The sequence below is a fragment of the Ralstonia sp. 24A2 genome (genome assembly GCF_051783885.1).
Lineage (GTDB): Bacteria > Pseudomonadota > Gammaproteobacteria > Burkholderiales > Burkholderiaceae > Ralstonia.
This window is the reverse complement of the sequence record NZ_JBPVZD010000003.1, coordinates 1,698,222-1,711,168: the sequence shown is the minus strand read 5'-3', so window position 1 is coordinate 1,711,168 and position 12,947 is coordinate 1,698,222. Positions and strand designations below refer to the sequence as shown.

Below are 12,947 nucleotides of genomic sequence, written 5' to 3'. Positions count from 1 at the left end.
TTCCATCTTTGGAACGCCCCGTTATCAGCAAACGACCGCCCGTCATGCGTAACCGTTTGATTTAAATATTTCGACGCATACCCGACGTCGCCGCCAAATGAAATGACAGCAACAAGCAAGTAAAAACGGGAAAAAAGGGGAATAGCAGGATGAGGTCCGCAAAATGAACGAGCGAATGCTGCCCGCACGATAAAATCGCGCTTGCAAATACCGCTTTCAGATTTAGAACCGTGTTATGAGCGTATTTCGTGACAAAGCAGACAGGCCTGCCCGCGTGCGCGCAGCAATGCCTGCCATTGAGCGCAGACCAAGCGCCCTGACACGAAATAACCTCTCATTTTGACCCGCAATGAAGGACTGGCGACAGCTCTCGACGATGGCCACACCCCGCCTCTCGCCAACCACACCAACCCTGGACCGACTCCCGAACCCTTAAAAAGCAGTAGCTCAAGCCGGCTACAGCCAATTTCCCCTACAACCCGCAACGTCGCTTCTGTCTGTTCCTGCGCATTTTCCCAAAAGACACCGAGAATCTTTGCAGCCAACCATTTTTTCTACAGCGCTATTCGCCTCGACTCTTGTACGTAACGCCAGCAGGCCGCACCGGACGGGTTTATGCAACAACACCGTACGACACCACGCTGACATGGCGCGCAATATTACCAATCAAGAGCCAATGCAAAACAAATTCCCCTCTTCAAACATTTCAAACAATTGCAAACAACGCAGTCTGAGTGCTTTTGAAATGCAGGAATCAATTTCGAGGGGCACAACAAATCCCGCCTAAAAATAGACGCTGTGCATTTTGGGAGCATCCGGGTAGGTTTGTTTTTTGATCGGCGGAAAAATGCTTTGCCTGAGCGGATGAACCTTCAAAGTTCCCACAAGATTGGATACCTGCCGGGTTCAACGCGAGGCAAGGACGGTGCGTGCGAACCGGAGATGCGCCAATAGAGGCCGCCAGACTACTGGCCGCGCAAAGAGCACACCTCTCGCGTGCGGTTGATGTGCTTAGCCACGACAGTGAGGGGGTTATTAGCACAGTCACGGCGGCGTTCACCCTATCCGGTGTCCTGTGGGCGGGGTAAGGGGCAGTCCAAGCGGTTGCGCTGTATGCCGGACGATGTTCTCTCCAAGGCCGCATCGCATTTCGCCAACCGCATGCAACCTCCCTCTATGTCACATATGTCCGCCTATATATGTCCGCCTATATATGTCCGCTTATATATGTCCGCTTATACTTCCGCGGAACAACGGCGCATGCGTGGACCACGATGCCCCAATGTTGGCCCTCTTCTCCGCTTGCTCGTCGTCATGCCATCTCGCCCGTCAAATTCGACGTCGCTTCGTGCTGCCCCGGATCTCGCCGGCGCGCATGTCCTTGTCGTGGATGATTGCCCGAACGAGCTTCAGCTACTGATCGAGATTTTGCGTGTTGCACGTTGCCGAATCAGTGTTGCGTTTGACGGCATCCAGGCTTATCACCGGGCGCAGGCCGTGGCCCCCGACCTGATCCTGATGGATGTGCGCATGCCCCGCATGGATGGTTTTGCCTCGTGCCGGTTGCTGACTGCAACGCCTTCCACGCAGGCCATCCCGATCATCATGCTGACGGCAGCCACGGATCTTGATGACCGCCTTGAGGGGCTCGAAATCGGTGCAATTGACTATATCGTCAAGCCGTTCGAACCCGCAGAGGTCATTGCGCGCATCCGGAATCACCTGAAGAAGGCGCTCCAGAGCCGTTCCGAGGAATACCTGCCCACACTTCCCGACAGCCCAGATGCGTCCTTGGTGCGCGCAGCCAGCCAGCTTCTGCTGCGTGACATGCGCAACCCGCCCACCGTTGAAGATCTCGCCAAGCTGGTGGGCACGCACGAAAAGCGCCTATCCCGGGTATTCCGCGATCATCTCGGGAAGACTGTCTTCGAGTATCTGCGCGACACACGGTTGCAAATGGCGCAGCGCTTTCTCGCTAGAACATCGATGGGCATCGCAGAGATCGCTGAAGAGATCGGCTTTTCCAGCGCTGCCAATTTCGCAACAGCGTTTCGCGACCGCTTCGGTATCACGCCATCTGCCTGGAAGCGGCAGCACCGCGAAGTCGACACCACCGACCCCATTCAGGTCCTGAACACCGATGCGTAAATCGTGCAAAGCATGTGCAGCGTTGTATCGCACTGCGCTGTGCTTCCTGCTACTTGCGTGTATGCCCCTTCCGGCAGCTTGGGCCACCACGGCCGAAGGCCCAGGGCTGCTGGAAGATGTATCGATATTCGAAGACGCCACGGCCGCAATGCCGCTCGAAGCGATCGTTGCCCTGCCCAAGAGTGATCGCGGTGGCTTCGTACCGGCCACAAAGGCGCGACTGAACCCTGGATTCTCGCGGTCTGCCTGGTGGGTCCGCCTCACCTTGGTCAATCACGACAATGTCGAGCGCCCGATCGTGCTGGCGCTGCGCGACGCACGTGTCGATCGGGCGGACTTCTACAGCCCCCGCAGCGGCCACTGGACATTGGATGCCGTATTCCCGATCACCGGCACCGACGCGAATCAGGCGCCGCCTCGGTATCCGATGCTCAACGTGACGCTGCATCCAGGCGAGAAGGTCCCTGTCATCTTGCGAGTCACGTCCCGCAAGACATTGCAACTGGAGCCCATGGCCTTTGCTCAGGAGGCATGGCAGGCAAGGGAGATTCGCGCCGCCTTGTGGAACTTTGGGTTCCTTGGCGGCCTGCTGGCATTGGCGTGGGCCGCCTTGCTGATCGGATTCTTTTCTCGCAGTAGCGCGTTCTACCTGTTGGCAGGGCTGACCCTGTGTACCGCCCTGTTTGAGGCATCCACCCGCGGCTATACCCGTGCCTATCTTTGGCCGCATGCGCCCGAATGGTCAGCGCGTGGCGAAATCGTGTTTGTGTATCTTGCCGTTGCGCTCTTCATTGCGTTCATCCTGAAGATTGCTCGCGGCGAAAAGGTCAGGATGCCGGTGCAGGTCATCTACATGGTGATACTGTGTCTTGAGTGCATTGGTATGCTCGGTGCCGCGTTCGGCGATCTCTTGGTCTTTGATCGATTCTGCCTGCAACTGAACGTCGCACTCGGCATCTTCAATGTCTGCATTGCGCTGCTGCTTGCCAAACGCGGCACCCCAACCGGCCGTCTGTTGCTGATAACGGTCTGCTTTGCTCTCTTCAATATCCTGATACGGGCTGTCGAAGAACTCGATACGCTACCCCCAGCGCTGTCATGGCTCAAGTCTGACATCTATCCTAATCCCGTCATGGCGATCATCGGCCTGGCCACGCATCTCGTGGTTCTGGCGGCCTGGATCAACCATGTGGGCCGCCAGCGCACGGAAGCAAGGCAGCGGCTGGAACATTGGCAGCTCACGGAACAGGATCGGCTGCGGGACGAAGTCGCGAAACGAACAGTCGCGCTCAACGAAGCGCTTGGCCAGGCGCAAACCAGCATGCAGCAGAAGATCGAAACCCTTGGGTACGTCAGCCACGATTTGCGCGCACCGCTGTCCACGATCAACGGGTACGCGAAGCTCCTGCTGGATAGCGCGACACAGAGTCAGGCCAAGCTGATCCAATCCATCGACCGAAGCATCCGCTACCAACTGACGCTCATTGACGAGCTGCTGGAATATACGAAGGCTGAACTGCAGCCGCTCGGCATTTCTCCCAGCCCCGTGGACTTGCCAGACCTTCTGGATGACATCACCGGCTATGCCATTGCACTTTGCGCACAACAGAACAACCAGTTCATCTACCGACCGCTGACGCCGCTGCCGAAAACGTTGGAGATCGACGGAATCCGTCTGCAGCAGGTCTTGCTCAACCTCCTCTCCAACGCTTCGAAGTTCACGCACAACGGCGTCGTAACGCTAACCATCGAGGCACACAAGCAGGCCGACGGCTATCGCGTCGGCCTTGAGGTTGCCGACACCGGCATCGGGATCGACGTCGCGAAGAAGACCGACATTTTCGGCGCCTACCAACAGGTCCAGGCAATCAACGGGGGGACCGGACTCGGCCTGTTTATCGCACAGCGCATCGTCAAAGCCATGAGCGGTGAACTGCTTGTCTCCAGCAGACCCGGCGTTGGCACATCGTTCACTTTCGAGATCACCGCGCCGGCCCTTGGACATGCCCTGATCGATGTGGATGATCTGCCTCGGCCGACACCGCCCAAGATCGAACCGGCACGCGCCCGTACGCCGATGCTCCGGCCACCAGCCCAGGACCTTGATGAACTTGCCCAGTTCGCCAGAAACGGTCGCCTGACAGACGTGGAAGACTGGATCAGCAGATTTGCGGATGTCTCCGGCTATGCCAGCTTTCTCGATGAAGTTCAAAAATGCGTCGATGCCTTGGATTTTGCAGCGATCGAGGCGCTGCTCGGTTCGACACAAGACCAGGCTGATCTGACCTCTGTTGATCTGGACCGCATCCTGACCCACCGGGTGTAGGCCAATCAGCCGCGTCACATTCATCCGAATACAGGGACGAGTTTGGTGTCGCGCGCCACACACCTCTGCGCTTCGCCCCGCTACAATCTTCGCGCCCCAATAGGCGTCACACCGAGGCGTCACACCGACGCCTGTCCGCAGCGACGCGCCTCCACAGGGCCACGCCCGCGATCTTTCTGAACGCATCCAATAAAAACGAAGCCCGCGTTGAAACTCATGAACTTGCAACCAAGCTCCGGTCAGCAAAATGCAGGGTATTCGGACCTTCGCTGCACGCCACCGCAGCCGTGCAGCGTAGCGCAACGAAAGATCGGGACGGCAACATATCAAGGTCGACGGGCGATCGCTGCTGGAGCGATGCTTTGCGCAACGGCCGCTGGCCACGCATACGCGCAGATGGCGCAACCAGCGGGCGATACGCAAGCGCCGGTCGCCACGCTGCCGGAGACCATGGCGAAAGGTGCGGCGAACGTGCCGTCAGTCGGGCTCGTCGGTCAACGCACCGCAACAGGAACGAAGACCGATACGCCGATCACGGAGATTCCTCAAACGCTCAACATCGTCACTGAGCAGCAGATCGCGATGACCGGATCGACCGACCTCAACCAGACATTGCGCTACCTGCCAGGGTTCGCGTCGTATGGATCCGACAACCGCTCAGACCTGTATGCGACGCTGCGCGGCTTTAAGCCGGCGCTGTTTGTCGACGGGTTGCAAGCGCCGAATACGACGGTCATCGCAGATTGGCGCGTTGCCCCGTATACGATCGACAGCATCACTGTGCTACGTGGGCCGACGTCGGTGCTGTATGGGGCCGGCGATCCGGGCGCGATCGTCGATGTGCAGACGAAGCAGGCCGACGGCCAGCGCGTGCGTGAGGCAGGTGTGCAGATCGGCAACTACGCGCGCAAGGAAACGATGCTCGACATCGGCGACAAGCTCGACGCCGACGGCAGGTTTGCCTATCGCTTCGTCGGCGTTGCAAGCGACGGCAACGCATTGACCGGCCCGCATGACGAGCAGCGCGTCGCACTTGCGCCTTCACTGCGCTGGCGGCCGGATGCCGACACCTCGCTGACACTCACCGCGACCTACCTGCAGGACCGGAGTGATTTTTCACACAACTTCCTCCCCGCGCAGGGCACTGTGCTGCCGAACCCCAATGGGCAGCTCACGCACGACGTCTACACGGGCGATCCCACATTCAATGACTACCGAAAGAAACAGTGGTCGCTCGGCTATCAGTTCTCGCACAACCTCAATTCGACGTGGACACTGCGCCAGAACGTACGCTGGATGCACTTGTCGCTTGACGATGCATCGGTCTTCGGCGCCGGCCTTGCCCCGGGCAGCAGCACCAACATCACGCGCTACGCAGGGCTGTTCCAGTTCAACTACAGCCGCTTCGATATCGACAACACCGCACAGGCGCGCTTCGGCACAGGGCCGCTCGAACACACCGTGCTGCTCGGCTTCCAGTACAGCCGGCAGACGACGACCGATAGCGAGTGGCTTGCGCTGGCGCCACGCCTGAATATCTACAATCCGGTCTACACGCCGGTCACGACCGCGATCTTCTCGAACCCGACGTTCCTGGGCCACCCCAATCTGTACACGGTGATGCGCACGGTCGGTACCTACGCACAAGACCAGATCAAATGGGACCGCTGGGTCTTGATGCTCAGTGGCCGCGAGGATTGGGTCAACGTGTGCCAGGACGACCGCGGGGCCGGCACGCAGACGAACCAGGACGTCAGCGCGTTCTCGGGCCGCGTCGGCCTCACGTATCGCGGCAACTACGGGCTTGCGCCGTACGTCGGCTATTCGACATCGTTCAACCCGGTCATCGGTGTGAGGATGTTTGGTGGAGGATTGCCGCAGCCAACGCGCGGCACGCAGACCGAGGCAGGCCTGCGCTGGCAGCCGCTGGGCGAGAAGCTGATGTTGAGCGCGGCCATCTACCAGATCAACCAGACGAACGTCGTGACACCGGCGCCGAGAAATCTCGACCCCACCGGCATGTCCTCCATGCAGACTGGTGAGGTGCGTTCGCGCGGCATCGAGTTGAGCGCGGTCGGGAACGTGACGCGCGAGTTGTCGGTGATCGCGTCGTACATCTATCAGGATGTGAAGAACGTGAAGGCGAACGACGCGTCGCTGAACCACTGGCCGGTCGACATTCCGCGGCCGCGCCAGATGGCGTCGCTGTGGGCTGACTGGACATGGCATACCGGAGCCCTTGCGGGATTCGGCATTGGCGGCGGGGTCCGCTACCAGAGCGCGTCGGCGGGTGCGCCGGACAACGCGCTGACGGTTCCGAGCTACACGCTGTACGACGCGGCGCTGCACTATGGCACGCGCAATTGGCGTTTCTCACTGAACGTGATGAATCTGTTCGACCGTCGCTACATCAGCGGTTGCCAGTCGTACGCGGTCTGCGCATTTGGCAATGAGCGCACCGTGCTAGCCAGCGCCAAATACAACTGGTGACGATGCGCCTTTGATTTTCGGAGCCGACGCGGGCGCGGTAATGTCCCAGGTTCGCCTCGAAGGCTGCCGACACGGCAACTGACCGATCAAGCGGCGCAGCTATCCTTGGCGGCGCAGGGCAAACGGCCACAGCTGATATGCTGCCCCAGACCATCACCGAGCGGGAGGGCATCATGACTGTGAAGAAGGTCTCGAAGAAGAAGTACCTGAAGATTCTGAACAAGCGCCTACGTACCGAGCCAGGGACTTCGCCCAGTGCTCTGTTCGTTTTCTACCCACCGGGCGCAAAAGCCAAACATGCCACCGGCATCATCGCCAGCGAACCAAGCGGCAAGCATGAACTGGCTACGATGGCGGCCATTCAGTACAAGGCAGCCAGCGAGTTCATCGTCACCGATGTGTGAAACGAAGTAAGCAAGGCGTGGCCGCCTTTCGTCCCCTGCGGCAGGGACGATAAGATGCGGCAGACCCAACATCCGACATCTCCACCATGACAGAACGCATCCTGCTCAGCATCGAGGCCGGCGTGGCCGAAGTCCGGCTCAACCGCCCTGAGAAAATGAATGCTATCGACCCGGCCATGTTCGAGGCGCTGGTCGCGATCGGTGAACGCCTGATGGGCGAGACTGACTTACGTGCCGTCGTGCTGTCCGGCGAGGGCCGCGCCTTCTGCGCCGGGCTGGACATGGGCAGCATGGCAAGCCTCGGCAAGAACGGCGGCGACTCGGACATCAGCGCTGGCCGGTTGGCCCGGCGTACGCATGGATCGGCCAATCTACCGCAATACGCGTGCACGGTCTGGCGCGAGCTGCCGGTGCCGGTGCTGGCAGCCGTGCATGGCGTCGCTTACGGCGGTGGGCTGCAGATTGCGTTGGGCGCGGACACGCGCTACGTGAGCGCCGACACGCGCCTGTCCGTCATGGAAATCAAGTGGGGGCTGGTGCCCGACATGGGCGGCATGGCACTCACGCGTGGCCTTGTGCGCCCGGACCGACTGCGCGAGCTGATCTACAGTGGGCGCGTCGTCAACGGTGAGGAGGCCTGCGCCCTGGGTCTGGCAACCCACGTGGTGGATGACCCGCGCGCTGCAGCACTGGCGGCAGCCCGCGAGATCGCGCAAAGGAGCCCCGACGCGATCCGTGCGGCCAAGCGCCTGATGCGCGTGGTGGATGACGGTGATACCGCTGCCATCCTGCTGGCCGAATCCGTCGAGCAGGATCGGCTGATCGGCGCACCCAATCAGCGTGAAGCCGTGCTCGCTGGTATGGAAAATCGCGCTCCGGCATTTCAGCCGGCCGCGAAACACTCGGAAAACTAAACGGGAGCGATCCGGTCAGGCGGCGGCGTGCTTGCCGCCCAGCGCCGCACGCATGGCGCGCGAGCGGCTGACCACCTCGTCGCGCAGCGGCGCGCGCAGGCCCATCGCAAACGCCGTCTCCGCCACCAGGAACAGCGGGCCGATCACCAGGCCTGCCAGATCATCCACGAAGGCCGGCTTGCGCCCTTCGTAGTAGTGGCCGACAAACTGAACGATCCAACCGATCACGAACAACCCGATACCGACCGACAGCCACGCTGCCATCGAATGCGCCGCCACATGGCCGCCTACCCAGACGCACGCGCCGACCAGCAGGAACATCACCACCCCAAACGCAATGTCCAGGCGCAGGTAGAACACCGTCACCGCCGCCAGCAGGAGCAACGCGGGCGTTACGGCCACACCGCCGGCCAACTCTGCGAATACGGGCCGCGACAACAGAATCGCCACCGCCAGCACGATGGCCGGGATACCGACAAAATGCGTGGCGATATTGCGGCCATCCTGGTGGTAGGCCGCGTAGTTGGAAAGGTGGTCCGACAGGCTGCGCATCGTGGTCTCCGTGATTTGTGCGTTTGCAGCATGGACGCTGCAGTTGCCCCCTCGTTATGATCCTTTCATCTTAGTCAGCGGATGAAACGGCGCTCTGTCATATAGCCGACAAATTCGCCCTTCTGAAGCCTCATCCTTCGTCACTGCCGGCCCCATGGACCGCCCTGCCCTTGCCCCCACGCCGGTAGATGCTGCGTCGTACCGCGAACGCCTGCACGCCAGCAGCTGGTTCGGCGCACTCGATACCTCGCTGCAGGATGCATTGATTGGCATTGCCGCTGTGCGCCGCCTGGGCGTGGGCGACGTACTGTTCCGGCGCGGCGAACCGCCCGACGGGCTCTATTGCGTGGTGGAAGGCACGATCTGCATCGGCGCCACCAGCGCGGAGGGGCGTGAAGCCTTGTTGGCGGTGCTGGAACCCATCAACTGGTTTGGCGAGATCGGGGTGCTCGACCACCAGCCGCGCACCCACGATGCCCGCGCCGACAGCAACACGACATTGCTGCACATGCCCCAGGCCGCGCTGGTTGCCCAGCTGGACAGCACCCCTGCGCTGCTGCATGCCTTTGCCCTGCTGCTGACACACAAGCTGCGGCTGACCTTCACGGTGCTGGAAGAAACCGCCCTGCTGCCCGCCTCCGTGCGTTTGGCCCGCCGCCTGCTACTGATGGCCGACGGCTACGGCGACCTGCGCCTGGGCACCCGCCGCGTGCTGCGGGTGCCACAGGAGCAGCTTGCACAGTTGCTGGCGCTGTCCCGCCAGACCGTCAATCAGGTGCTCAAAGACCTGCAGGCACGCGGGATCCTCAAGGTCGCTTACGGCGAGATTGAACTGCTGGACTTCGCCGGATTGCGTGATCTTGCCCGGGGTGAGGGTTGAATCACCAATCAATGCCCCTACATGCGGTGAGATAGGACCGATCCTATAATGTGTTCCCACTCGCACATTCGCCCTTCGCATGGTGTGGAGGGCGTGAAGCGAGTCTTTCTCCAAGAGATCCATCATGCCCCGCCAGACCCCCATCGAGCGCTATCGCAACATCGGCATCTCGGCGCACATCGACGCCGGCAAAACCACCACGACCGAGCGCATCCTGTTCTACACCGGGGTCAATCACAAGATTGGCGAGGTGCATGACGGCGCGGCCACGATGGACTGGATGGAGCAGGAGCAGGAGCGCGGCATCACCATCACGTCGGCGGCCACGCACTGCATGTGGCGCGGCATGGCTGGCAACTACCCCGAGCACCGCATCAACATCATCGACACCCCGGGGCACGTCGATTTCACCATCGAGGTGGAACGCTCCATGCGCGTGCTGGATGGCGCGTGCATGGTGTACGACTCTGTGGGCGGTGTGCAGCCGCAATCGGAAACGGTCTGGCGCCAGGCCAACAAGTACAAGGTGCCGCGCATCGCGTTCGTCAACAAGATGGACCGCATCGGCGCGGATTTCTTCCGCGTCGAGCGCCAGATGCGCGAGCGCCTGAAGGGCAACCCGGTGCCGATCCAGATTCCCGTCGGCGCGGAAGATGGTTTCCGCGGCGTGGTCGACCTCGTCAAGATGAAAGAGATCCTGTGGGACGATGCCTCGCAGGGGGTGAAGTTCGAGTACACCGACATTGACCCGGCGCTGCTGCCCATCGCGCAGGAATGGCGCGAGAAGATGGTCGAAGCCGCAGCTGAGGCGGATGAAGAGCTGCTCAACAAATACCTCGGCGGCGAAGAGCTGACCGAGGAAGAGATCAAGCGCGCCCTGCGCAAACGCACCATCGCCGGCGAAATCCAGCCGATGCTGTGCGGCTCCGCCTTCAAGAACAAGGGCGTGCAGGCGATGCTTGATGCGGTGGTCGACTACCTGCCCTCGCCGGTGGACATTCCCGCCATTGAAGGCCACGGCGAGAAAGACGAGCCGCTGGAGCGCCATCCGAGCGACAGCGAGCCGTTCTCCGCGCTCGCCTTCAAGATCATGACCGACCCGTTCGTCGGCCAACTCGCGTTCTTCCGCGTGTACTCGGGCAAGATCAACTCGGGCGATACGGTCTACAACTCGGTCAAGCAGAAGAAGGAGCGCCTGGGCCGCATCCTGCAGATGCACGCCAACCAGCGCGAAGAGATCAAGGAAGTGCTGGCGGGTGACATCGCCGCCGCTGTGGGCTTGAAAGACGTGACGACCGGCGAAACGCTCTGCGACCCGGAAAACGTGATCGTGCTGGAGCGCATGGAATTCCCTGAGCCCGTCATCAGCCAGGCCGTGGAGCCGAAGACCAAGGCTGACCAGGAAAAGATGGGCATCGCCCTGAACCGCCTGGCGCAGGAAGACCCGTCGTTCCGTGTGAAGACGGACGAGGAATCCGGCCAGACCATCATCTCGGGCATGGGCGAGCTGCACCTGGAAATCCTGGTCGACCGCATGAAGCGCGAGTTCGGCGTGGAGGCGACGGTCGGCAAGCCGCAGGTGGCGTACCGCGAGACCATCAAGAAGGCCGCCGAAGATGTCGAAGGCAAGTTCGTCAAGCAGTCGGGCGGGCGCGGCCAGTATGGGCATGCGGTCATTACGCTGGAGCCGAACGAGGGCAAGGGCTACGAGTTCGTCGACGAGATCAAGGGCGGCGTGATTCCGCGCGAGTTCATCCCGGCGGTGGACAAGGGCATCCGCGACACACTCAACACCGGCGTGCTGGCCGGCTATCCGGTGGTGGACGTGAAGGTGCGCCTGACATTCGGTTCATACCACGACGTGGACTCGAACGAAAACGCGTTCCGCATGGCCGGCTCGATGGCGTTCAAGGATGCCATGCGCAAGGCCGGCCCCATCCTGCTCGAACCGATGATGGCCGTGGAAGTGGAAACGCCCGAAGACTACATGGGTAACGTGATGGGGGACTTGTCTTCACGGCGCGGCATGGTGCAAGGCACGGAAGACATTGCGGGTGGCGGCGGCAAGATCGTCAAGGCCGAGGTGCCGCTGGCCGAGATGTTTGGGTACTCCACCGCGCTGCGCTCCGCCACACAAGGCCGCGCGACGTACACGATGGAGTTCAAGCATTACGCTGAAGCCCCGCGCAATGTGTCTGAAGCGGTGATCTCGGCCAAGAAAACCTGACGCTGTTTGCTTCATCCGCTGCGGCCGCCTAGTGCGGCCGCAGCGCTTTGTGGGCTAACCCGCTGGCAAGTTCGCAATGCAGAAATCGATGAACGCATGCACCTTGGCCGGCAGGTGGCGCCGCGACGGGTACAGCGCGTACAGCGCAAAGCGCTCGTCCGGCCAGTCGGGAAACAGGTCGACCAGTTGGCCGCTGCGCCGCAGCTCTTCCGTACCCAGCGCCATCACCTGGGCAATGCCCGCTCCTGCCACGCACGCCGCGTGCATCGTGCGCACGTCCGACACCATCAGCCGCCCGGCGGGTCGGATCTCGATACGCTCATCCTGGCGCCAGAACTCCCACTCGTAGGGGCGCCCCGTGACCGGGTTGTAGAACAGGATGCGCTCGTGTGACGGCACATCGCGCGGGTGCGCGGGTTGCCCATGCCGGGCGATGTAGTCCGGCGACGCCACGGTGATGATGCGCGTGTCGATCAATTTACGCGCCACGAACGAGCCGACCGGCGGCGGTCCGAAGCGAATGGCCAGATCAAAGCCATCGGCCACCAGGTCGCCCACGTCGTCACGCATGATGAGCTCCAGCGACAGATCGGGATGCCGCTCCAGAAAGCCCGCTACCGGCGTCGCCAGCGCCATCCGCGAGAAAAACGGATCAACGTTCACCCGCAGGCGGCCCAGCACGGCACCCGCCGCGCCCGAGGCCATCGCGGCGGCCTCGGTGATCCCCGTCAGGTGTGGGCCGACCTGTTCGTAGAGCCGGCGCCCCTCATCGGTGAGTGTGAGCGAGCGTGTGGTCCGCTCGATCAGGCGCACGCCGATGCGCGTCTCCAGCCGGCTGACTGCACGGCTCACCCCTGACGGCGACAACCCCAGCGCATCGGCCGCGCGCACGAAACTGCCGCTTTCCGCCACGGCTGCCAGTAGCGTGATGCCGGAAAACAGCTGCCCATCGAACGTCATGCAATCCCCTTCTGTTTGCGTCTATTACGGGAGTTTTTTCACGAAT

The 12,947-nt window shown here is 61.6% G+C and carries 9 protein-coding genes; 7 read left to right on the top strand and 2 right to left on the bottom strand.

Going from position 1 to position 12,947, the window contains the following annotated elements; genetic code table 11:
• Positions 1-1,314: 1,314 nt before the first annotated feature.
• The 5 genes from ACS13N_RS25280 to ACS13N_RS25260 all read left to right on the top strand — a co-directional run bounded on the left by ACS13N_RS25280 (position 1,315) and on the right by ACS13N_RS25260 (position 8,282).
• The gene (locus tag ACS13N_RS25280; protein WP_438934490.1) at positions 1,315-2,148 is read left to right on the top strand and encodes a response regulator transcription factor; all 834 of its coding nucleotides are present in this window, start codon (positions 1,315-1,317) and stop codon (positions 2,146-2,148) included.
• Positions 2,141-4,474 (top strand): sensor histidine kinase, encoded by a 2,334-nt coding sequence (locus tag ACS13N_RS25275; protein WP_438934330.1) that lies wholly within the window; start codon positions 2,141-2,143, stop codon positions 4,472-4,474. The genes ACS13N_RS25280 and ACS13N_RS25275 overlap by 8 nt, the downstream gene beginning before the upstream one ends.
• Positions 4,475-4,831: 357 nt before the next feature.
• Positions 4,832-6,964 carry a TonB-dependent siderophore receptor gene (locus ACS13N_RS25270; protein ID WP_438934329.1) on the top strand — a complete coding sequence of 711 codons (2,133 nt, stop codon included), beginning with the start codon at positions 4,832-4,834 and terminating at the stop codon, positions 6,962-6,964.
• A gap of 173 nt (positions 6,965-7,137) precedes the next feature.
• Positions 7,138-7,368, top strand: coding sequence for a hypothetical protein (locus tag ACS13N_RS25265; protein ID WP_438934328.1), 231 nt, complete (start codon positions 7,138-7,140; stop codon positions 7,366-7,368).
• 86 nt (positions 7,369-7,454) lie between these two features.
• Complete coding sequence (locus tag ACS13N_RS25260; protein ID WP_438934327.1) at positions 7,455-8,282, top strand: crotonase/enoyl-CoA hydratase family protein; 828 nt, start codon at positions 7,455-7,457, stop codon at positions 8,280-8,282.
• Positions 8,283-8,297: 15 nt separating this feature from the next.
• On the opposite strand, the gene ACS13N_RS25255 is transcribed toward ACS13N_RS25260, so the two are convergent.
• Complete coding sequence (locus ACS13N_RS25255; protein ID WP_438934326.1) at positions 8,298-8,834, bottom strand: DUF962 domain-containing protein; 537 nt, start codon at positions 8,832-8,834, stop codon at positions 8,298-8,300.
• 154 nt (positions 8,835-8,988) lie between these two features.
• Between ACS13N_RS25255 and ACS13N_RS25250 the strand changes: the two genes are divergently transcribed.
• On the top strand, positions 8,989-9,714 hold the full coding sequence (locus ACS13N_RS25250) for a Crp/Fnr family transcriptional regulator (RefSeq protein WP_438934325.1): 726 nt from the start codon (positions 8,989-8,991) through the stop codon (positions 9,712-9,714).
• A gap of 124 nt (positions 9,715-9,838) precedes the next feature.
• The gene (fusA, locus tag ACS13N_RS25245) at positions 9,839-11,941 is read left to right on the top strand and encodes an elongation factor G (protein ID WP_438934324.1); all 2,103 of its coding nucleotides are present in this window, start codon (positions 9,839-9,841) and stop codon (positions 11,939-11,941) included.
• Positions 11,942-11,995: 54 nt separating this feature from the next.
• Here fusA and ACS13N_RS25240 read toward each other — a convergent pair whose 3' ends face one another.
• Positions 11,996-12,901: a LysR family transcriptional regulator gene (locus tag ACS13N_RS25240; RefSeq protein ID WP_438934323.1), complete on the bottom strand. Its 906-nt coding sequence runs from the start codon at positions 12,899-12,901 to the stop codon at positions 11,996-11,998.
• Positions 12,902-12,947 lie beyond the last annotated feature (46 nt).

Bases quoted from the DNA above. Each gene is read 5' to 3' on its own strand.
- ACS13N_RS25280 (WP_438934490.1), top strand. From the start codon at position 1,315: ATGCCATCTCGCCCGTCAAATTCGACGTCGCTTCGTGCTGCCCCGGAT.
- ACS13N_RS25275 (WP_438934330.1), top strand. From the start codon at position 2,141: ATGCGTAAATCGTGCAAAGCATGTGCAGCGTTGTATCGCACTGCGCTG.
- ACS13N_RS25270 (WP_438934329.1), top strand. From the start codon at position 4,832: ATGCTTTGCGCAACGGCCGCTGGCCACGCATACGCGCAGATGGCGCAA.
- ACS13N_RS25265 (WP_438934328.1), top strand. From the start codon at position 7,138: ATGACTGTGAAGAAGGTCTCGAAGAAGAAGTACCTGAAGATTCTGAAC.
- ACS13N_RS25260 (WP_438934327.1), top strand. From the start codon at position 7,455: ATGACAGAACGCATCCTGCTCAGCATCGAGGCCGGCGTGGCCGAAGTC.
- ACS13N_RS25255 (WP_438934326.1), bottom strand. From the start codon at position 8,834: ATGCGCAGCCTGTCGGACCACCTTTCCAACTACGCGGCCTACCACCAG.
- ACS13N_RS25250 (WP_438934325.1), top strand. From the start codon at position 8,989: ATGGACCGCCCTGCCCTTGCCCCCACGCCGGTAGATGCTGCGTCGTAC.
- fusA (WP_438934324.1), top strand. From the start codon at position 9,839: ATGCCCCGCCAGACCCCCATCGAGCGCTATCGCAACATCGGCATCTCG.
- ACS13N_RS25240 (WP_438934323.1), bottom strand. From the start codon at position 12,901: ATGACGTTCGATGGGCAGCTGTTTTCCGGCATCACGCTACTGGCAGCC.